Source organism: Delftia lacustris (assembly GCF_040267515.1).
Classification (GTDB): domain Bacteria; phylum Pseudomonadota; class Gammaproteobacteria; order Burkholderiales; family Burkholderiaceae_C; genus Comamonas; species Comamonas tsuruhatensis.
Window position 1 is genome coordinate 735808 of the sequence record NZ_CP141274.1, and the last position, 19020, is coordinate 754827.

Here is a 19020-nt window from a genome sequence, read left to right on the forward strand (position 1 = left end):
GGGCTGCGCAGGGCGCGGCCAAAAAAAGCCTCAGGTTCGGGAGAAACCGGTCGATAAGATACCGGGGAATGCCTTCGGGCATTTGGTGTGCGTGTTCGCAGGGGCACGCTCTGCGCTGTGGCGCGGAGGTGTTCTGCACTTAGAAAGGGATGGTCATGGCCACCTTGAGTTCAGCTGGCATCAGCGGCAGCGGCCTGGACGAGACGATGATCGCCAAACTGGTGGCCCTGCAAAGGCAGTCACTGGTTCCGCTTCAGCAAAAAGCGTCTGTTCTGGATTCCAAGATATCCACGTTCGGGCAGATCAAGTCCCTGATGTCCACGCTTCAGGACGCGGCCACTTCGCTGGCCGATGCCGATACATGGCGCCTGACCAATGCCACCACGACCAATACGGCCGTGACTGCCACGGTGACGGACGCCAATGCTCTGCCCGGATCTTCTGTGATCTCGGTGACGGATCTGGCGCGCAGCCAGTCTGTTGCGACCGCTGTCATGCCGGCGTCCACCCAGTTCGGGGCTGGCAAGCTCACCATCACCATGGGCAGCTGGGACAAGACTGGCGACCAGTTCAGCAATCCCGGCACTCCCGTGGAGATCGATATCGCGGCCGGTGCCAAGCTGGAAGACGTGGTCCAGGCCATCAATAGCAAGGGCACGGGCGTGGTGGCGTCGGTGCTCAAGGATGCCCAGGGTGAACGCCTGGTGCTGCGCTCGCGTGCCACGGGTGCCGATGCCGGCTTCACGGTCGGTGCCAGTGGCGATGCCAGCCTGTCGGCCCTGGCCTTCAACGGCAAGGCAACCACGGGCTCCGTGGCGCAGTACGCCCAGAATGCCGAGATCAATGTCAATGGCATCACGGTGCAGTCGACCACCAACGAGTTCAAGCAGACCGTGCCTGGCCTGAACATCACCGTGAACCAGGTGACGGCGGCCGCCACCCCGGTGACGGTGACGGTGTCCTCGGACACTGAGGGCATGAAGAAGAAGATCCAGGCCTTCATGGATGCCTACAACGCGCTCAATGACGCGTTGGCCAGCTCGACCAAGTACGACGCCGAAAGCAAGGCCGCCGGCGTGCTGCAGGGCGACTCCACCACGGTTGGCATGACCAACAGCCTGCGCAGCGTGGTCTCGGGTACGGTTGCTGGCGCAGCGGACACGCTCAAGCGCCTGTCGGACATGGGCATTCAGATCCAAAAGGGCGGCAAGCTCGCCTACGGTACGACAGCCAGCGACAAGACCAAGCTGGACGCAGCGCTGAAGGACCCCGAGTCCATGAGCAAGATGTTTGCCGCGGTGGGAACGGACGGGCAGCCTGATACGCAGGGCCTGGCCGCGCGCATGAAGGATTTCACGCGCAAGGCGCTGGAATTCGATGGCACCTTCGACACCAAGAGCAAGAGCCTGCAGGAACTCAAGAAGAGCAACGGCAAGTCCCAGGACCGGATCAATGACCAGGCCGATTCGCTGGAAAAGCGCCTGCGTGAGCAGTACGCTTCGCTGGACAAGAAGATGAGCGGCTATTCGGCGCTGAGTGCCTACATGAACCAGCAGGTTTCCCAGTGGAATAAATAGACAGGAGCCATGCGGAGCGGCGGTCCTGTTTTCTGTAACCAATGCCCGGTGCCTCTAAATTTTCGGGCATTGCAGCCGAAGAACAAGACATCAAGGAAACGAACATGTACACATCGCTCAACCGTCGTGCTGCAAGTGCCTATGCCCAGGTCGGCGTCCAGTCCTCCGTGGACGGCGCATCGCCCCATCAACTGATCCAGCTGCTGTTCGACGCGCTTGAGAAAGCGCTGAACGCGGCCAAGGGAGCCTTGCAGCGTGGCGACATCGGCGAGAAGGGTGTGCAGATCGGCAAGGCCGTGCGCATTCTGGAGGAAGGCCTGAAGGCCTCCGTCAATCCCGATGAAGGCGGCGAGCTGGCACAGAACCTGATTTCCGTCTACGACTACAGCATCACCCAGCTGACGCTGGCCAATCTGCGCAACGACGCAGCGCTGCTGCAAAGCGCGCAGGACGTGTTGGCTCCGATTGCCAATGGTTGGCGTGATATCGCCAACACGCCAGCCGTTGCCGGGACCTAGAAATGGAGTTGACATTGATTGACTTTTACCGGGCCATAGAAGACAGCAGCGCCAAGATGCTGCAGGCCGCACAGAACAAGGATTGGGAGGGAGTGACGCGCTACGAAGGCACCTGTGCCGTGCTGATCGAGCAGCTGCGGCTCAAGTCCCATGACGAGCCGCTGGCGCCTGAGCAACGCAAGGAGAAGGCGCGCATCATGCAGCGCATCCTGCGCAACGATGCCCAGATCCGCACGCTGGCCGAGCCCTGGCTGGCACAGTTCGAGCACATGTTCGACGGTCAGCCCCACGCCATGCATTGAGCCATGGCCTGACGGCGGCAGCTGCATCTGCAGCTTCCTGCCGGACATGAAAAAACCGCCTGAGATCCAGGCGGTTTTTTCATGGGTGGAATCTGCGGATGGCAGCGGCCGCAGATCAGGCCGCAGGTTCGGCCGCTGCGGGTCGCCGTATATCGATCAGGCCGCCGGCGCGGGCTGCACCTGCAGTTCGCTGAGCATGCGCAGCAGGTTGCGGTTGACGTCCTCGATCTCGAAGTCGTTGTCTTCGCGCAGCTGGCGAATCGGTGCGGGATCGTCGGATTCCAGCGCAATGGCCATCATCAGGGCCGGCGCGTAGGGGCCGGTGCGCGTCACGGCCGCGTCGAAGACGCGTTCGGACAGCGGTACGCGGCGCAGCACGGTGGGCAGGGGCTCTCCCAGCAATTGGTCCAGCTGCGAGAACAGGCCCAGCAGATAGACCTCGCGCTGCAGGTCGTGGCTGATGCCGGCTTCGATCAGGCGTTCGGTCAGGCTGGCGCGCAGCCGGATGGCGGTGCGCACGGGTATCAGGCTGGGCTCGGTGCAGGCGTGGGGCAACTGGTCCGACAGCCAGCGCTGCAGCGTGCCGTAGCCCAGCATCACCAGGCCGCGGCGCAGCGAGTCCACATTGCCCCGCAGGCCCAGGGCCGCGGAGTTGGTGTAGAGCATGAAGCGATAGGCCAGGATGGGGTCCTCGCCCAGGATCTGCTCGAAGGCTTCCAGCGATTGCTCGGCATCGACGGCACGCATCAGCGCAAGCACGGTGTCGCGGCTGGGCAGGGCGGGGTGATGGCGCTGGGCATGCAATGCATCGGCCACGGGCCAGCCGGCGATGGCGCCCGCATGGAAGCTGTCCAGGCACAGATCGGCCAGGGCCAGGCTTTCCAGCCCTTCATACATCTGGCCGCCCAGCAGTTGCAGGGGGGGCAGGGTGGGGGCGGGCCTGGCGGCCTGCTTGAGGGCCTGGAGCTTGGTCGGCGTTTCGGCGGCCTGCGCGGCCTGCTGCAGCGCAAGCACGGTCTGATTGGGCATGCCCGAGGCGCCTTCGGGCGGCAGATGCAGCAGGCTGCTGGCAAACCAGTGGGCGGCCTGGGCGTCGGGCACGTCGGACAGCGGGCCGCGCCAGACCAGCATCAGGCCGCGCGCATGGGCCTGGCGCACCAGGTCATAGATGGCGGAGTCCTGCAGCCAGTCGCCGCGCACTTCGATCCAGGGGCTTCCCTTGGAGGCGTTCTCCAGCAGGTCGCACAGCACCTGGCGGGATTGGGGCGACAGCAGCACCGGCGGCGACTGCGTGCCCCAGGTCTCGCGCAGTATGCGCAGCAGGTGGGCCACGTCGGCCTGGACGCCGGGCTCCTCGTGAAGATAAAGCTGCACGCCCGCCAGACGGCGGGCCTGGTTCCAGAGCGGCCTATAGCCGAAGGTCAGAGAGCTCAGGACGGACTGGACCATGGATGCATGCGCGGGCGGTTATCAGTTGATGAAGTTGAACAGTGACAGTTTCTGGATCGAGGCGTATGACTGCAAGGCCGCCTGCATGCCCACCTTCTGCATGTCCACATCGGAGAGGGCCTTGATCATATCGATGTCTTCGGCCCGCGAGCGCGCTGCTTCCTGCTGGTCCGCCTGGTTCTTCATGTCGTCTTCGAGGCGGTCGGCGCGGTTGAGCTGGTCGCCGGCGAAGCTGCGCATGGCCTGGACGCGGCTCATGCCGGCGTCGAGTTCGTTGAGGCCGCGGCCCAGCGCCTGCTGCATGGCTCCGGCATCGGTGGCGCCGTTCTTCACGCCCGCGATCACGTTGTCCAGCACGCTGAACAGGTCGGTGCGCTGGCTGGGGCCCAGCGTGAAGCTGTCGCCCGTGGCCAGGTTGCCCCAGATCTTCATCGACATGCCGCCCACGGTGATGGTGTCTCCGGCCGTGTAGGGAACGGCCGTGCCGGTCGTGCCACCGGAGGTGACGGTGTAGCTCAGGGCGCCCGTCGTGGCGTCCTTGGTGAAATTCAGGGTGTAGCTGGCGCCCGTGATGGCGCTGGGGTCCGACACCGTGCCCAGGTCGGCATAGGCCGAGCTGCCCGTGGGCGACTGGCGCGTCACGGCGAACACGCCGTTGCCCGTGGGCACGTTCATCCAGGTCGCAAAGCCGTCCAGCGCCAGCGGCAGGCCGTTTTCGCTGCCCGTGGCCTGGCCCGGTTGCAGCTGGGAATTGGTGCCGGGGTTGCCGTTGGTGAGAGGGTCTTCCTTGCTGCCCAGTCCGCGGAAGATGGGCAGGCCGTTGGAGTCCTTGGCATTGGCGTAGCTCAGCACCTGGTTGCGTATGCTTTCGAGCTGCTGCACCAGCGCATCGCGCGCCTTCTGGTCATAGGAGCCATTGCCGGACTGCAGGATCAGGTCGCGGAAGTCCTTGAGCGCGTCGTGGGCGGTGCCCAGCTTGGATTCGCCCTGGGCCATCACATCGCGCTGCAGGCCCAGCACACGCTGGTCGTTTTCCGAGCGGGAGATGCGCGTGAGCGCGCGCTCGGCCTGGGCGGCGGCCACGGGGTCGTCGCTGGCGCGCACCACGCGCTTGCCGGAAGTGGTCTTTTCCATCAGGTCCACCAGACTCGTATTGCGCGAGTTCAGGTTGTTGATGGTGCTTTCGTACATGTTGGCCGTGCCAATGCGGGAGATGCTCATGGTGGAATGCTCCTGTCCTGTGATCAGCGGCCCACGGTCTGCAGAACGCTGTCGAAAATGCTTTGCGCGACCTGCAGCATCTTGGCCGAGGCCTGGTAGGACTGCTGGTACTGCAGCAGCTTGGCGGCCTCTTCGTCGAGGTTCACGCCCGAGACGGCCGTGCGGTCCGCTTCCAGGTTCTTGGCGATGGTCTCGGACAGCTTGGCCGCGTACTGCGCGCTCTGTGTGCGGGTGCCCACCTGGGCCATGGCGGTGGAAAAGCCGTCGCTCAGCGTGGTCGAGCCATCGAAGAGCTTGCTGTCGCGCAGCGCCAGGAAGGAGCTGGCATTGCCGGCATCGCGCTGGTAGGCCGTGCCGTATTGCGGATCGGTGGCCTTGCCCAGCGTGACCTTGTCGCTGTTGGTTCCGTTGATGGCGGGCGTGCCGGTGATCTTGACCTGCAGGCCCGGCGCCAGCTGGATGGCCTGGCCGGAGGTGTACAGGCCCGTGGCCGGGATGCCGCCTGCCGGTGCCGGGGTGATGGTGTACTCCAGCTGTCCGGCAGCGTTCTTGCTGAACGACACCTCGGCGCCGGCAAAGGTCGACAGGTCGAAGCCCGCGCTGACCTGGATGCCGCCCATCTGCAGCGTGGCGTCGCCCAGGGACTTGATGCTGGCGGCCACAGGGTTGGCCACGGCCAGGTCGTTGGGCGAGTGCACGGCGGCCTGGATGTCGTGGGCGCCTGCCGCCATGGGGCGGAACAGGATGGAGTTGCCCTGCACGCCTTCGGCCTTGAGGTCGAAGCGCAGGCCGTCGATCTCCTTGGAGCTCAGGTCGGCCATGTCGGTGAAGTCCGTGACCTTGCCGTCGGACAGGCGGATGACCTTGCCCGCTGGGGCCGTGCTGCCGAAGACGACCTGGTAGTCGGAGGCTTTGAGCTGGCTGGCATCGACCACCGTGGTCGTCGGCGTGGTGGCACCTGTCCACTGGGCGCCCGTGGTCGAGCCGTTGCTGACCATGGACAGCTTGAACAGATTGCTGCCGCTTTGTCCCGACAGCGTCAGGCCGAGGTTGTTTTGCTGGTTCAGCGTGTCGCCGATGGCCAGTGCCATGCGGCCCAGCAGGTTGCGGCCCTCGGTCAGGTCGCTGCCCTGGAACTGCAGCAGGCCGGCGATCTCGCCGCCACCCAGCATGGAGGGCGTCAGCTCCACGCTCTGGCCGCCGGGCTGCTGGAAGTACAGGGCCATCTTGCCGCTGCCCGGAAACTCCGTGGCCTCCTTGAGCGTGAGCTGGGCCGAACTGGAGCCCAGCACCAGCGGCTGGCTGCCGCCCACGAACAGGCTGATGGTGCCGTCGTCCGCGGGGATCTGGCTGGTCTGCACATACTTGTTGATATTGCGCACCAACTGGTCGCGCTGGTCCAGCAGGTCGTTGGGCGTCTGGCCCGAGGCGATGGAGCGGCTGATCTGCGCATTGAGCGTGGCCACCTGGCCAGCCAGGCTGTTGACCACGGTCACATCATTGCCCATCTGCTGCTTGGCGCTGTAGTCCAGCTCGTCGAGCTGGGCCGATGCCGAGCGAAAGCGCGCCGCCAGCTCGTTCATGCGCGTGAGCGCCACCTGGCGTGCCGACGGGTCGGTGGGCGCGCCGGCCACATCTCCGAACGAATTCATCATGTCCGTGATGGCCGCGCCCAGGCCGGTCTTGCCGCCGCTGAACACTTCCTGCATCTGCGCCAGCGAGGTGGCGCGCGCCGAATCGGCCGCCGACACGGCGCTGGCCGTGGCCGCCTGGCGGTTCAGCAACTCGTTGAAGTTGCGCAGGATGGTGTTCACATCCACGCCATTGCCGATGTAGCCGCTGCCCATGTTCTGGCCCGGCGAGGTCTGGAAGGCCACGCTCTGGCGCGAGTAGCCGGCCGTGTTGACGTTGGCGATGTTGTGGCCGGTGGTCTGCAGGGCGATCTGATTCGCCATCAGGGCGCGGGATCCGACGTTCAAAAGGCTCATGGCGTGTTCTCGGTTTAGGCTTGTGCGCGTGCCGCGCTCTGCACGGCGCTCTGGATGGCGCGGCTGAGCTTGCTGGCGTATTCGGGATCGGTGGCGTAGCCGGCTTTCTGCAGCTCGGTCGCATAGGCCAGGGCCGAGTCGGTCTTGCCCATGGCTTTCTCGTAGCGCGGATTGCTGGTGATCAGCCGCGCATAGTCGCGGAAGGACTCCTCGTAGGAGCCGTAGGCGCGGAACTTGGCCGTGACCTTGCGCGCCACGCCGTCGATGTATTCGGTGGTCGTGACCTCGGCGACCTTGCCCGTCCAGCCCTTGCCGGCCTTGATGCCGAAGAGGTTGTGGGCATTGCTGCCATCGGCGTTCTTGATCTCGCTCTTGCCCCAGCCGGTCTCGTGGCCGGCCTGGCCCAGCATGAAGGCGGCCGGAATGCCGCTTTCCTGCGCCACGCGCGCCGCAGCGTCGCCATGGTGGGCCACGAAGTTGTCGCGGCCCTTGGGCGCGGGTGCGTAGGCGTTGACGGACTGGGCCGCGCTGCTGCGGCTGCCGCTCCAGGCGCCGATGGCAGCGGTGCCGCCGGCGGCGCCATTGGCATTGGTGGCCGTGCTGCGCCAGGCGATGCGGCTCATGCTCAGCGTGGAGGGCACGGAGATCTCGGCATCCTCGGCGGCTTCCGAGCCCATGGTGCGGGCCAGCTGGCGCGTGATGGCATCCGACAGTCCGCCGGGCTGGCCCGACATGGCCACCGACAGCTGCTGGTCCAGCATGTCGGTGCTGAGGTTGCCCTGTGCGCTGTCGAGCAGGCCGGACTTCATGGTCGCCTCGCGCATGCTCTTGATCATCTCGCGCATGAACAGCGATTCCAGCTGTTTGGCGGTTTCCTTCGCGGCCTGCGGGCTGTTCTCGCCGGCCGCGAACTTGAGTGCGTTGAGGGACCGGGCGTCGGCCGCCAGCGCATTGCTGGCCGCAGTCTGCGATCCATTGGGAAGTGCGATGCTCATATCACCTCCAGTTCGGCGTTGAGAGCGCCTGCGGCCTTGATGGCCTGCAGGATGGCCAGCAGGTCCTGGGGCGTGGCGCCCAGCGTGTTGAGTGCGCGCACCACGTCGGTGAGCTGCGGGGAGCCGGGCATGTTGATGATGTTGCCGGGCTCCTGCTTGATCTGGATGTCGGACTTCTGGGCCACCACGGTCTGGCCCTGCGAGAAGGCGCCGGGCTGGCTGATCACCGGCGTGGTGCTGATGGTGATGGCCAGGTTGCCGTGGGCGATGGCGCAGGGGCCCAGGGTCACGGCCTGGTTGAGCACGATGGAGCCCGTGCGTGCGTTGATCACGACCTTGGCCGAGGGCTTGGAGGTCTCGATCGGCATCTCCTGGATCTCGGCAATCATGCGCACGCGCGATCCCGGGTCCTGGGGCGCGGATACGCGCACGGTGCGCCCGTCCAGCGCCTGCGCCACGCCCTGGCCCATGCGCTGGTTGATGGCGCGCACCACCTTGTCGGCGGTCTGGAAATCGGTGGCGTTCAGGCCCAGCGTGATGCTGTCGCCTTCGTTGATCGGGGTGGGAACGGCGCGTTCGACCTGGGCGCCCTGCGGCACGCGGCCCGCGCTCAGGTGGTTGATCTGTACCTTGGAGCCGCCGGCCGAGGCGCCGGCGCCGCCGACCACGAGGTTGCCCTGGGCCAGCGCGTAGATCTCGCCGTCGGCACCGCGCAGCGGCGTGGTCACCAGGGTGCCGCCCTTGAGCGACTTGGCATTGCCCACGGAGGAGACGACCACGTCGATGGTCTGGCCTGGCTGGGCAAAGGCCGGCAGCTCGGCGGTGACGATCACGGCCGCCACGTTCTTGAGCTGCAGCTGGCCCGCGTTGCCTGTGGCGGGCAGCGAGATGCCCATCTGCTCCAGGTAGTTGGCCAGGGCCTGCTTGGTGTAGGGCATCTGGGTGGTCTGGTCGCCCGTGCCGTCGAGGCCGACCACCAGACCGTAGCCGGTCAACTGGTTGCTGCGCACGCCCTGGATGGCAGCGACCTCCTTGATGCGTGTTGCATGCGCCGGCAGGGTCAGCATGCTGGCGCCGAGGGCGGCTGCAACCCAGAACGGGCGCTGCGCTTGGCGCAATGTCAGGAGCATGGACAGTACTTTCATGCTGTCCATTCTCCGGAGAATCAGAACGGCATAACGTTCAAAAAGAACCGGGACAACCAGCCAATTGACTGCGCTTCCCCGGCCTGCCCGCGGCTGCGCGATTCCACGCGCACATTGGCCACCTGGGTCGAGGCGACCAGGCTGCCGGGCTGCATGGTGCGCGGGTCCACCGTGCCCGTGAAGCGCAGCACATCCACGTTGTGGTTCACGCCGATCTGCTTTTCTCCGGCGATCACCAGATGGCCGTTGGGCAGCACATCGACCACCGTCGTGCTGATGGCGCCCGTGAACGTGTTGTCGCTGGACGTCGAGCCCGAGCCCGTGTAGTCGTTGTTGTTGTTGAAGCCGATGTTGGAGCGGTCCTTGAGATTGGCCAGCGCATTGCCCGAAAACAGCGGCAGCGCCGAAATCCCGGCCGTGGTCTTGTTGGACCGCTTGAGGCCCGAATCCGACTTCTGGCTGGCCGTCACACGCTCCACGATCTGAACCGTCACCAGGTCCCCCACCAGGCGCGCGCGCCGGTTCTCGAAACCGGGCCGGTAGCTGGCCGCGTTGAACAGGCTGCCCGTGGGGCTGCCCGCCACCGGGGCGGGCTGCGGCAGCACCGGCGGCGCCGTGGACGGCATGTCCACCGGCGGCGGGTCATTGAGCGTCGTGCAGCCCGACAGGACTGCCGCCAGCGCCAGGCACGTGCCCGTCGCGGAAAGGGAGAAGGTTCGTTGGGTCATAGCGATGTTCCCGGTGTTTCAGTGATCCATGCTTCGCATGAACCTGGCGAGCCATAGGCATGTGGCGCGACCCCGGAGTCCGGCGCGGCCCAGGTCAGGGACGCCGAGCAAGGGCCGCCCCGCAGCGAGGGCGTCGTCCCCCTCCCTCGCGAAGCGAGTAGAGAGGGGGAAGCGGCGAAGCCGCTCAGGGGGAGAGATCAATTACAACTGCGCCAGCTTGGCCAGCATCTGGTCCGACGTCTGGATGGCCTTGGAATTCATTTCATAGGCGCGCTGGGTCTGGATCATGGTCACCAGCTCTTGCACCACGTTCACGTTCGAGCCTTCCAGGTAGCCCTGCTTGATCATGCCCATGCCGTTGACACCGGGCTGGCCCTGCTGGGGCTGGCCCGAGGAAGCGGTTTCCGTGAACAGGTTCTGGCCGCGCGGCTCCAGGCCGGCCGGATTGATGAACTGGCTCATCGCGATGTTGCCCACCTGCTGGGGCGCGGCCTGGCCGGCCATGGTCACGCTGACCACGCCCTCGGGGCTGATAGACACCTTGGTCGCGCCCTGGGGAATGGTGACGCCGTTGGCGATGGGCATGCCGCTGGCAGTCACCAACTGGCCCTGGGCATCGACCTGGAAGGAGCCGTCGCGGGTATAGGCCGTGGTGCCGTCGGGCATGTTGACCTGGAAGAAGCCGTTGCCGTCGATGGCCACGTCCAGCGCATTGTTGGACTGCTGCAGGGCGCCCTGCAGGAAATTGCGCGAGGTGGCCACCGTGCGCACGCCCAGGCCCAGGTGCAGGCCCGTGGGCAGCTGGTTCTGCTCGGTGGTCTGGGCGCCCGACTGGCGCAGGTTCTGGTAGATCAGATCCTCGAACACCGCGCTGGCGCGCTTGTAGCCCGTGGTCGAGACGTTGGCCAGGTTGTGGGAGATCACATCCAGCTGGGTCTGCTGGGCTTCCATGCCGGTCTTGGAGATGAACAGCGAATTGATCATGGCGTTTTCCTTTTCAGTGCTTTCAGCCGTTCATGCTCAAGAGTTGGCTGGCCGTCTTGTCATTGGTTTCTGCGGTCTGCAGCAGGCGCATCTGGGTCTCGAACTGGCGGGCGGCGGCAATCATGCCGACCATGGTCTCCACCGAATTCACGTTCGAGCCTTCGATGGCGCCCGACAGCAGGCGGGCGTTCTCGTCGTTGGGCAGCGGCTCGCCGTTGCCCGTGCGGAACAGGCCGTCGTTGCCGCGCACCAGCGCAGCGTCCTCGGCCGGCGTGGCCAGCTTGACGCGGCCCACGGCCACGGGCAGCTGGTTGCCGGTCTTGGCGGTCAGCGTGCCGTCGGAGCCCAGGGAAATCGTGGACTCGGGCGGAATGTCGATGGGGCCGCCGCCGTCCGACAGCACGGCCTGGCCGTTGCTGTTGACCAGCTGGCCCTCGGGGGAAACCTCGAACACGCCGTTGCGTGTGTAGGCTTCCTGGCCGTCCAGGCCCTGGACGGCGAACCAGGCGCGGCCCATGGCCATGGCGTCCAGTGCGCGGCCCGTGCGCTGGGTGGGGCCGGGCGTGTCCACGTAGCCGGAGGTTGCCTCCAGCGCGAACACGCGCGTGCCCGCGCCGCTGCCCTGCAGGGGCACGGAGCGGAAGGTGGACATTTCGGCCCGAAAGCCATTGGTGCCGGCATTGGCCAGGTTGTGGGCCAGCACGGACTGACGCTGCGCCGCTGCGTTGGCGCCCGTCATGGAGGTGTAGATGATGCGGTCCATGCCGGCTCTCCTGACTCAGTTCTTGGCTATCAGCGCAGGTTCACCAGGGTCGAGAAGACCTGGTCCTGGGTCTTGATGGTCTGGGCATTGGCCTGGTAGGCGCGCTGCGCGGTCATCATGTTCACCAGCTCGGCGGTCAGGTCCACGTTGGAGTCCTCCAGCGCGCCCGAACGCAGCGAGCCGAAGGTGCCGGACTGGGCCGTACCGTTGAGCGCCGGGCCCGAATCCGAGGTTTCCACCCACTTGTTGTCACCCACGGCGCCCAGGCCCTGGGTGTTGGTGAAGGCGGCCAGGGCCAGCTGGCCCTCGGTGCGCGTCACGCCGTTGGAGTAGGTGGCCACGATGGAGCCATCGTTGCCGACATTGATGCCGGTGAGCGCGCCTGCGGTGTAGCCGTCCTGCTTGAGGCTGCTGACCGCGAACTTGGTGCCGAACTGGGTCACGCTGGAGAAGTCCAGCGTCACACTGACGGTGCCCGGGGTTGGCGAATTGGGATTGTTGGTCTGGATGGTGGCAACAGCGGGGTTGGGTGCGACTGTGTTGAGTTTGCCTGCGGCGTCAAAGTTCAGTGTTGCCAGCACATTGGCCGTCTTGGGTGGCGTTGCAGTCGGGTCATCAAGGCCGTCATAGACCACCCAGGTATTGGGGGTCGCGCCCTTCTCGAAGTACATCTGCACAGGTGTGGCCACGCCTTGGCTGTCATAGACATTGACCGATGTGCCATAGGTGGCGCGTGGAGTGGCAGGGATCGGTGGCGTTTTGGTGGCATCGCCTGCAGCCACCGTGGCGCGCGCATCGAGGTTCAGCTCCACATTGATCTTGGTCGTGGTCTTGGCCGCAATCGGCTGGCCCGACGGGAAGACCATGGGCACGGGCTGGCCGCCGGCCAGCACCTTGCCCGTGGTGGCGTCCACGGGGTAGCCCATGACGTTGTCGCCCTGCACGGTCTTGAGGTTGCCCTGCTTGTCCAGGCCGAAGCTGCCGGCGCGCGTATAGGCCGTGCTGCCATCGGGCTGGCGCACCACGAAGAAGCCGTTGCCGTTGATGGCCACGTCCAGGTTGTTGCCCGTGGTCGTGATCGGGCCCTGGCGGAACTGCTGGGTCACGGCGGCCACGTTGACACCGATGCCGCTGGTCTGGCCGCTGGCCGAGCCGACGGCGCTGGCCACGGCCTCGGCGAACTCGGCGCGCGAGGACTTGAAGCCCGTGGTGTTGGCGTTGGCGATGTTGTGGCCGATCACGTCCAGGTTCTTGCTGGCGGCGTTCAGACCCGAGAGGCCTTGTTGGAATCCCATGGTGTGCTCCTGCGATGGTTTGGGGTGTTTGGTGCGGTGTTCAGTACACGGCCTTGACGGAGGTGTAGGCGACGTTGGTGCCGTCGTCCAGCTCCAGCGTCAGCTTGCCGTCGGTGGTGCCCGTGGCAAGCACCGCGTGGGGCGACAGCGTGGTCGAGGCCACGGCCTTGTCGGCATTCGTGGCCTGCACCGTGTAGCGCAGCTGGCTGGCATCGCCCGTGTACTTGCTGCCGTCCCAGGTGAAGTAGTTGCGGCCCGCAGTGCCGCTGCCCAGCTCGACGGTGTCCACCAGCTCGCCGCCGGCCGTGGTGATCTGCACCTTGACATCGGCGGCCGGGCCTTCGAGGTCGAAGGCCGCCGTATAGGACTTTTCCTTGCCCACGCCCAGGGTGTTGCCCTCGGTCAGCACGGTGCGGCCGATCATCTGCGTGCCCTGCAGCACCTGCATGGCCGTGAACTGGCCGGCCATGCTTTCCATGGTCTTGTTCAACTGCTGGATGCCGGTGACGGTGTTGATCTGCGCCATCTGCGAGGTCATCTGCGCGTTGTCCATCGGATTCATGGGATCCTGGTTGTTCAACTGCGCGACCAGCAGCTTCAGGAAACGGTCCTGCGCTGCTGCGGGGTCGGTGTTCGAATTGCTCGTGGTGTTCTTGTTGTTGAGGTCGGCCGTGCTGGCGACGCTGCCTGCGCCATAGATCATGGGAGTGGCTCCTGGAATGTGGTGCGGACGGGGCTCACTGGCCCATCTGCAGGGTTTTGAGCAGCAGCGACTTGGTCGTGTTCATGACCTCGACGTTGTTCTGGTAGGAGCGCGAGGCCGAGATCATGTTGACCATCTCGTCCACGGCGCTGACGTTGGAATGCGTCACATAGCCTTCGGCATCGGCCAGCGGGTGCTGGGGATCGTGGATGCGGCGGCCCGGCGTGTTGTCCTGGCTGATGGCGCTGACGCGCACGCCCGAGGAGCCTTCCTCGCCCATGGGCACGGTCTGGAAGACCACCTGGCGCGCCTGGTAGGCCTTGCCGTCGGGGCCGGCCACGGCATCGACGTTGGCCAGGTTCGAGGCCACGACGTTCAGGCGCTGGGACTGGGCGCTGACGGCACTGCCGGAGATGCTGAAGATGGAGAACATGGACATGGGAAAGCTCCTGTGGTCTGTGGCGCCGGCTTACTGGCCCTGGATGGCCGACAGCATGGTCTTGGCCTGGCCGTTCAGAAAGCGCAGCGTGGCTTCGTAGCGCACGGCGTTGTCGACGAAGTTGGCGCGTTCGCGGTCCAGGTCCACGGTGTTGTTGTCCATGTTGGTCTGGGCCTGCACCGAGTAGCCGAGATGGCTTTGCGCGCTCTGCCCCGAGGCGGCGGCAGGCAGCGGAATGTGGCCGCCCTGGCTGACGCTGGCCAGCGTCATGGGCGAGGGGCCGGAGGTGACGGCTGTCAGCGCCTCGCGGAAATTGAAGTCGCGTGCCACATAGCCCGGGGTGTCGGCATTGGCGATGTTGCTGGCGATTGCACGCTGGCGCTCGGCGCGCAGCACCAGCGCCTTGCTCTGGAAGTCCAGTCGTTCAGTCATCTTGTCGAGCATGTCGGCCTCGCCCTCTGGGATTTGCGGTGATCGGTTGACGAAATGGCGGCAGCCCACGGACTGCGGCATGCGTCGATTATGGAAATCGGGCCCGAACGCTAAAGCGCAAAGAAAGCGCGTTTGCCTGCGCAGTTCGGCGCTTCGGAAAACGGCGCCCGCCCTATATTTGCTGGCATCGCTCCATGTATCCCGCCCATCCTGACGGGGTGCCGGAGCAAGTCAGGAGCCCCAGCCATGTCGAACTTCAGCACCGCCCATCCGCCTTCCGCCGCCCGAGCCTTCGCCCGCGCCGCCGCATGCGCTGCGCTCGCCGCTGGAGCATCGCTGGCAGGCAGCGCGTTCGCGCAGAACGCGCCCGATGGCGCGGCCCAGCTCAGCCAGATCGGCCAGCGCTTTGCCGACGAGGCCCTGCAGCAGGGCATGGCCGGTGCGGGCGCCCTACCCCTGCGCATGGAAGTGCAGATGGGCCAGCTCGATCCCCGCCTGCGCCTGGCCGCCTGCGCCAAGGTCGAACCCTATTTGCCCGCAGGCTCGCGCCTGTGGGGCCGTACCCGCCTGGGCCTGCGCTGCCTGCAGGGCGCCGTGGCCTGGAATGTGTTCCTGCCCATCACGGTCAAGGCCTGGGGGCCTGCCTGGGTGCTGCAAAACGGCGTGCCTTCGGGCCGCCCGCTGTCGGCCGACGACGCCGTCCAGGCCGAGGTGGACTGGGCCGAGGATTCGGCCGCCGTCTACGCCAACCAGCAGGACTGGGTGGGCCTGGTGGCTTCCCGCCCGCTGGCCGCAGGCCAGGCACTGCGCCAGAACATGCTGCGCACGCCGGCGCTGTTCGCGGTGGGTGCCGAAGTGCGTGTTCTGGTCAATGGTGGTGGTTTTTCTGTCACATCGTCGGGCAAGGCCATGTCTGCCGCCGGCGAAGGCCAGACCGTGCGGGTTCGCATGGATAATGGCCGGCTCATCTCCGGGGTGGTGAATCCCGAGGGCGTGGTGCTGGTGCAGTAAAAAAACCTCAAGTTTTGTTCCAGGCAGTCGAAAGCTAGGCACAGCGCCTTACGCCGCCAGGGCGATTGGAGAATCAAGATGAAGATAGGTCAAAAACCGGAACTGCCCGCCGCTGCCTCCCAGGCCGCCGCCAAGCAGCCCAAGACAGCCAGCGCCATTGCCAGCGAGGAATCCTCCGCACAGGCCCAGCCTGCCAAGGCGGCCGGTGTTCCCGTGTCGTTCTCGAACTCGGCCCGCGCACTGGACCAAACTGGTCGTGCCACCGCCGACTTCGATGCCAACCGCGTCAAGGAAATCCGCGAAGCCATTGCCAACGGCACCTTCCGCGTGAACGCCGACGCCGTGGCCGACAAGCTGCTGGCCAACTCCGAGGAATTCCTCTCGCACTCGCGCGTCTGAGCGCGGGTTCGGTTCTTTCTCGGTTTTTTCCTTCCGGCGCGAGCACGCGCTTTTTTTTTCAGCAAGGCCTGTCCCATGACTCTCAGCGAGATGCTCGATTCCCTGGACGCGGTGGTCCGGATGGTGTCCGCCTCGCTGCAATCGAAGGATGCGGTCGCGCTGGAGCAGTCCAGCACCCGGCTGCGCGATGCCATGGCTGCGTTTTCCGAACTGGCCCGCCGCTTCAGCGCGGCCGACTGGACGCAGGAGTTGCGCGAGCGCGCCCAGGCTCTGGGCGAGCAGATGGCCATGCAGCGCGACCAGCTGGCGCGCATGGCGGTGGTGGCCCAGCACCAGGCGGCGGCGCTGATTCCCCAGGCTTCGGACCAGGCCACGTATGGACGTGACCTGTATGGACACCCTCACGCCGGACCGGGCAAGGCGCGCATCTACCACTCGGCCAGCTGAAGCTGCCTCCTTCTTCCTTTTTTCCTGTCCTGATCAACCCTCCGGCACGCGTGCCCGAGGGTTTTGTCTTTTCCGGGGTGGCGTCGGCGTGACGCGCCTGCCGGCCGGTGCAGGCAGGGCTGCGCATCGGAAGGCGACCCTCCATGCGCGGGAGGAGGTCACGCTTGCTGAAAAAGACGGGGTGCTTTGGGCCGTGCGGTGACGGGCGGCCAGGAATGGGGAGGGTGGGCAAAGGCCCGGTTCGGCGAAAGCGGAACAACGCCTTGAAGAAGGCCGGATCCTGCGCGTGCCGGAAAGACGCAGCCATGCGATGGTGCGCGCAAATGCTGTTCGGTCTGCGGTCTGCGGTCTGCGGTCTGCGGTCTGCGGTTTGGGTGGGCAAAGAGGGTCCGGCCGGGGCCGGACGTCCTCAGACCTGCATGTTCATCACGTCGGTATAGGCCTGCACGAGCCGGTTGCGCACCTGCATCGTGGCCTGGAAGCCGATCTGTGCCTTTTGCATGGCGATCATGGTTTCTTCGAGGCTGACGGCCGGGTTCTCCAGCTGCACTTCACGCTGCAGCTGGCTGGAGTGGTTCTGGGCTGAACTGACGGACTGCAGCGCGCCTTGAAGGGCCTGGCTGAAGCCGCCAGCCGCCACTTTGGTCGATGCGTCGCCTGCGCCCACGCCTTTGGGGAGCTGGGTGCCGTACAGGGGAGAGGTGGTACTGGGGATGCGAAGGTCCATGACACATTCCATCGGAGTTAGCAAGATGACGAGATCGTAGGTCGGCAGGGTTTTCGCATCCGGGCAAATAGAAGGTCAAACGGCGCGCTTATCGGGCGAATGTGAAGCGGCGGACTTCGAATAATCGACAGCACGCTAGGGTCCTGTGTGTGCAGGGCTCGAACACCTGGAACCAAGATGTCTGCTGTCGCTGAAATCCCTGTCCCCCAAGCCACTCCCGTCCCCCAGCCTGCCCTGCAGCAGCGCTGGACGGCCATGGACCGTGGCCAGCGCCTGCGTTGGGGCGCGATCGCCGTGCTGCTGGTTGTCGCCGTGGGGGCGGCGGCCATGTTCTACCGCCAGCCGGACTACAAGGTGCTGTTCTCCAATCTGAGCGACAAGGATGGCGGCGCCATCGTCGCCCAGCTGTCGCAGATGAACGTGCCATACCGCTACACGGAAGGCGGCGGCGCCATCCTCATCCCGTCCGACCGCGTGCACGATGTGCGCCTGAAGCTGGCCACCCAGGGCCTGCCCAAGGGTTCGGTGACGGGCTTCGAGCTGATGGAAAACAGCAAGTTCGGCATCACCCAGTTCCAGGAACGCCTGAATTTCCAGCGCGGCCTCGAAGGCGAGCTGACGCGCTCCATCCAGGCCCTGGCCGCCGTGCAAAGCGCACGCGTGCATCTGGCCCTGCCCAATCAGAACGGCTTTTTCCGCGAGCAGCAAAAGCCTTCGGCCTCGGTGCTGCTGAGCCTGTACCCAGGCCGCGTGCTGGACCGCACGCAGATCGCGGGCATCGTGCACCTGGTGGCCTCCAGCGTGCCCGAGATGGCGCCCACGGCCGTGAGCATCCTCGACGATTCGGGCAAGCTGCTGTCGCAGTCGCCCGACGGCAACGCCAACGCCGTGGACATGCAGCAGCTGAACTACACCCAGCAGATCGAGCAGCAGTACGTGCGCCGCATCCTGGATATCCTGGAGCCTGTGGTCGGCAAGAACAATGTGAAGGCCCAGGTCTCGGCCGAGATGGATTTCAGCCAGACCGAATCGACCTCGGAGCAGCACCGCCCCAACCAGTCCTCCGACGCGGGCGTGGTGCGCAGCCAGCAGGTGGTGGAGAGCACGGGCGAGCAAAAGCCGCCCCAGCCCACCGGCATCCCCGGCGCCACCAGCAACCAGCCGCCCCAGAACGCGTCCGCGCCGGTCAATGGCGCCAATCCCGCACCCCAGGCGGCCGATGGACAGAACGCCGTGCGCTCTGCCAGCAAGCGCGAGTCCATCACCAACTACGAAGTGGACAAGACCGTGCGCCACACACGCGGCAGCACGGGCAGCATCAAGCGCCTGACGGCCGCCGTGGTCATCAATGCGCCCCTGGTGGCGGCCGCTGCGCCGAATGCAGCCGGTGGCGCCACCGATGCCGCCACCGTTGCCGCCGCAGCGCGCGGCCTGACGGCGGCGCAGCAGGCGCAACTGCTGACCCTGGTGCGCGAGACCGTGGGCTACAGCGCCGAGCGCGGTGACTCGGTCAACCTGGTCAGCACACCCTTTGTGCAGGACGAAGCGCCGGCCGCGGTGCCGCTGTGGCGCCAGCCCGAAGTGCTGGACATGGCCCGCAGCCTGGGCGTGCCCATCGGCCTGGCCCTGTTCGGCGCCATCTTGCTGCTGGGCCTGGTGCGACCCATGCTCAAGGGCCGCAAGACGGCTGCCGTGGGCGGTCAGCTCAATGCCATCGAGGGCGAACAGCTGGACCGTCCGGCGCTGGCCGGACCCGCTGTCGATCTGTCTCCCACACAGGAGCAGGTGCGCCTGGAGCAGGCGCGCCAACTGGCCAAGCAGAACCCGATCGCGGTGGCCAACATCGTCAAGACCTGGATCAACGGCGAGGCCACCTGAGCCTGCCAAACACGGATTG

General features: G+C 66.0%; 20 protein-coding genes. 7 read left to right on the forward strand and 13 right to left on the reverse strand.

Annotated elements, in window-relative coordinates; genetic code table 11:
• Positions 1-155: 155 nt before the first annotated feature.
• From fliD to U6958_RS04845, 3 genes are all read left to right on the forward strand, one after another.
• On the forward strand, positions 156-1577 hold the full coding sequence (gene fliD / locus U6958_RS04835; protein ID WP_074923352.1) for a flagellar filament capping protein FliD: 1422 nt from the start codon (positions 156-158) through the stop codon (positions 1575-1577).
• Between the two features lie 104 nt (positions 1578-1681).
• Positions 1682-2095: a flagellar export chaperone FliS gene (gene fliS / locus U6958_RS04840; protein WP_016454333.1), complete on the forward strand. Its 414-nt coding sequence runs from the start codon at positions 1682-1684 to the stop codon at positions 2093-2095.
• 2 nt (positions 2096-2097) lie between these two features.
• A complete protein-coding gene (locus tag U6958_RS04845; protein WP_016449305.1) occupies positions 2098-2397 on the forward strand; it encodes a flagellar protein FliT in 300 nt (99 codons plus the stop codon).
• A 156-nt stretch (positions 2398-2553) separates the two neighbouring features.
• Here U6958_RS04845 and U6958_RS04850 read toward each other — a convergent pair whose 3' ends face one another.
• The 12 genes from U6958_RS04850 to flgB form a co-directional block, all read right to left on the reverse strand.
• Positions 2554-3846: an HDOD domain-containing protein gene (locus U6958_RS04850; RefSeq protein ID WP_074923328.1), complete on the reverse strand. Its 1293-nt coding sequence runs from the start codon at positions 3844-3846 to the stop codon at positions 2554-2556.
• Between the two features lie 21 nt (positions 3847-3867).
• Positions 3868-5067: a flagellar hook-associated protein FlgL gene (flgL, locus tag U6958_RS04855; protein ID WP_074923327.1), complete on the reverse strand. Its 1200-nt coding sequence runs from the start codon at positions 5065-5067 to the stop codon at positions 3868-3870.
• 23 nt (positions 5068-5090) lie between these two features.
• Complete coding sequence (gene flgK / locus U6958_RS04860; protein WP_034366512.1) at positions 5091-7055, reverse strand: flagellar hook-associated protein FlgK; 1965 nt, start codon at positions 7053-7055, stop codon at positions 5091-5093.
• Positions 7056-7069: 14 nt separating this feature from the next.
• Positions 7070-8050 carry a flagellar assembly peptidoglycan hydrolase FlgJ gene (gene flgJ / locus U6958_RS04865; protein WP_016449309.1) on the reverse strand — a complete coding sequence of 327 codons (981 nt, stop codon included), beginning with the start codon at positions 8048-8050 and terminating at the stop codon, positions 7070-7072.
• The gene (locus U6958_RS04870) at positions 8047-9195 is read right to left on the reverse strand and encodes a flagellar basal body P-ring protein FlgI (RefSeq protein ID WP_016449310.1); all 1149 of its coding nucleotides are present in this window, start codon (positions 9193-9195) and stop codon (positions 8047-8049) included. Before U6958_RS04870 ends, flgJ begins: the two co-directional genes overlap by 4 nt.
• A gap of 20 nt (positions 9196-9215) precedes the next feature.
• Complete coding sequence (locus U6958_RS04875) at positions 9216-9923, reverse strand: flagellar basal body L-ring protein FlgH (protein ID WP_012202559.1); 708 nt, start codon at positions 9921-9923, stop codon at positions 9216-9218.
• A 201-nt stretch (positions 9924-10124) separates the two neighbouring features.
• On the reverse strand, positions 10125-10907 hold the full coding sequence (gene flgG, locus U6958_RS04880; RefSeq protein WP_012202560.1) for a flagellar basal-body rod protein FlgG: 783 nt from the start codon (positions 10905-10907) through the stop codon (positions 10125-10127).
• 22 nt (positions 10908-10929) lie between these two features.
• Positions 10930-11670, reverse strand: a complete 741-nt coding sequence (locus U6958_RS04885; protein WP_016449311.1) for a flagellar basal body rod protein FlgF — start codon at positions 11668-11670, stop codon at positions 10930-10932.
• 29 nt (positions 11671-11699) lie between these two features.
• The gene (gene flgE / locus U6958_RS04890) at positions 11700-12965 is read right to left on the reverse strand and encodes a flagellar hook protein FlgE (RefSeq protein ID WP_074923326.1); all 1266 of its coding nucleotides are present in this window, start codon (positions 12963-12965) and stop codon (positions 11700-11702) included.
• A gap of 40 nt (positions 12966-13005) precedes the next feature.
• Positions 13006-13668, reverse strand: a complete 663-nt coding sequence (locus U6958_RS04895) for a flagellar hook assembly protein FlgD (protein WP_043790864.1) — start codon at positions 13666-13668, stop codon at positions 13006-13008.
• Between the two features lie 34 nt (positions 13669-13702).
• Entirely contained in the window at positions 13703-14107 is a 405-nt protein-coding gene (flgC, locus tag U6958_RS04900) for a flagellar basal body rod protein FlgC (RefSeq protein ID WP_016449314.1), read from the reverse strand.
• 30 nt (positions 14108-14137) lie between these two features.
• Positions 14138-14551, reverse strand: coding sequence for a flagellar basal body rod protein FlgB (gene flgB / locus U6958_RS04905; protein ID WP_013800365.1), 414 nt, complete (start codon positions 14549-14551; stop codon positions 14138-14140).
• A 234-nt stretch (positions 14552-14785) separates the two neighbouring features.
• Between flgB and flgA the strand changes: the two genes are divergently transcribed.
• The 3 genes from flgA to U6958_RS04920 all read left to right on the forward strand — a co-directional run bounded on the left by flgA (position 14786) and on the right by U6958_RS04920 (position 16396).
• The gene (gene flgA / locus U6958_RS04910) at positions 14786-15550 is read left to right on the forward strand and encodes a flagellar basal body P-ring formation chaperone FlgA (RefSeq protein ID WP_016449315.1); all 765 of its coding nucleotides are present in this window, start codon (positions 14786-14788) and stop codon (positions 15548-15550) included.
• A gap of 78 nt (positions 15551-15628) precedes the next feature.
• Entirely contained in the window at positions 15629-15949 is a 321-nt protein-coding gene (gene flgM, locus U6958_RS04915; RefSeq protein ID WP_016449316.1) for a flagellar biosynthesis anti-sigma factor FlgM, read from the forward strand.
• 75 nt (positions 15950-16024) lie between these two features.
• Positions 16025-16396, forward strand: coding sequence for a hypothetical protein (locus tag U6958_RS04920; protein ID WP_016449317.1), 372 nt, complete (start codon positions 16025-16027; stop codon positions 16394-16396).
• Positions 16397-16805: 409 nt separating this feature from the next.
• Here the strand turns inward: U6958_RS04920 and fliE are convergent, their stop codons facing one another.
• On the reverse strand, positions 16806-17123 hold the full coding sequence (fliE, locus tag U6958_RS04925; protein WP_016449318.1) for a flagellar hook-basal body complex protein FliE: 318 nt from the start codon (positions 17121-17123) through the stop codon (positions 16806-16808).
• Between the two features lie 177 nt (positions 17124-17300).
• On the opposite strand from fliE, the gene fliF reads away from it, so the two are divergent.
• A complete protein-coding gene (gene fliF / locus U6958_RS04930; protein ID WP_074923325.1) occupies positions 17301-19001 on the forward strand; it encodes a flagellar basal-body MS-ring/collar protein FliF in 1701 nt (566 codons plus the stop codon).
• Positions 19002-19020: the final 19 nt, after the last annotated feature.

What these genes read in the sequence shown, in the direction of transcription:
- fliD (WP_074923352.1), top strand. Translation starts at nt 156, where the DNA reads ATGGCCACCTTGAGTTCAGCTGGCATCAGCGGCAGCGGCCTGGACGAG.
- fliS (WP_016454333.1), top strand. Translation starts at nt 1,682, where the DNA reads ATGTACACATCGCTCAACCGTCGTGCTGCAAGTGCCTATGCCCAGGTC.
- U6958_RS04845 (WP_016449305.1), top strand. Translation starts at nt 2,098, where the DNA reads ATGGAGTTGACATTGATTGACTTTTACCGGGCCATAGAAGACAGCAGC.
- U6958_RS04850 (WP_074923328.1), bottom strand. Translation starts at nt 3,846, where the DNA reads ATGGTCCAGTCCGTCCTGAGCTCTCTGACCTTCGGCTATAGGCCGCTC.
- flgL (WP_074923327.1), bottom strand. Translation starts at nt 5,067, where the DNA reads ATGAGCATCTCCCGCATTGGCACGGCCAACATGTACGAAAGCACCATC.
- flgK (WP_034366512.1), bottom strand. Translation starts at nt 7,055, where the DNA reads ATGAGCCTTTTGAACGTCGGATCCCGCGCCCTGATGGCGAATCAGATC.
- flgJ (WP_016449309.1), bottom strand. Translation starts at nt 8,050, where the DNA reads ATGAGCATCGCACTTCCCAATGGATCGCAGACTGCGGCCAGCAATGCG.
- U6958_RS04870 (WP_016449310.1), bottom strand. Translation starts at nt 9,195, where the DNA reads ATGAAAGTACTGTCCATGCTCCTGACATTGCGCCAAGCGCAGCGCCCG.
- U6958_RS04875 (WP_012202559.1), bottom strand. Translation starts at nt 9,923, where the DNA reads ATGACCCAACGAACCTTCTCCCTTTCCGCGACGGGCACGTGCCTGGCG.
- flgG (WP_012202560.1), bottom strand. Translation starts at nt 10,907, where the DNA reads ATGATCAATTCGCTGTTCATCTCCAAGACCGGCATGGAAGCCCAGCAG.
- U6958_RS04885 (WP_016449311.1), bottom strand. Translation starts at nt 11,670, where the DNA reads ATGGACCGCATCATCTACACCTCCATGACGGGCGCCAACGCAGCGGCG.
- flgE (WP_074923326.1), bottom strand. Translation starts at nt 12,965, where the DNA reads ATGGGATTCCAACAAGGCCTCTCGGGTCTGAACGCCGCCAGCAAGAAC.
- U6958_RS04895 (WP_043790864.1), bottom strand. Translation starts at nt 13,668, where the DNA reads ATGATCTATGGCGCAGGCAGCGTCGCCAGCACGGCCGACCTCAACAAC.
- flgC (WP_016449314.1), bottom strand. Translation starts at nt 14,107, where the DNA reads ATGTCCATGTTCTCCATCTTCAGCATCTCCGGCAGTGCCGTCAGCGCC.
- flgB (WP_013800365.1), bottom strand. Translation starts at nt 14,551, where the DNA reads ATGCTCGACAAGATGACTGAACGACTGGACTTCCAGAGCAAGGCGCTG.
- flgA (WP_016449315.1), top strand. Translation starts at nt 14,786, where the DNA reads ATGTCGAACTTCAGCACCGCCCATCCGCCTTCCGCCGCCCGAGCCTTC.
- flgM (WP_016449316.1), top strand. Translation starts at nt 15,629, where the DNA reads ATGAAGATAGGTCAAAAACCGGAACTGCCCGCCGCTGCCTCCCAGGCC.
- U6958_RS04920 (WP_016449317.1), top strand. Translation starts at nt 16,025, where the DNA reads ATGACTCTCAGCGAGATGCTCGATTCCCTGGACGCGGTGGTCCGGATG.
- fliE (WP_016449318.1), bottom strand. Translation starts at nt 17,123, where the DNA reads ATGGACCTTCGCATCCCCAGTACCACCTCTCCCCTGTACGGCACCCAG.
- fliF (WP_074923325.1), top strand. Translation starts at nt 17,301, where the DNA reads ATGTCTGCTGTCGCTGAAATCCCTGTCCCCCAAGCCACTCCCGTCCCC.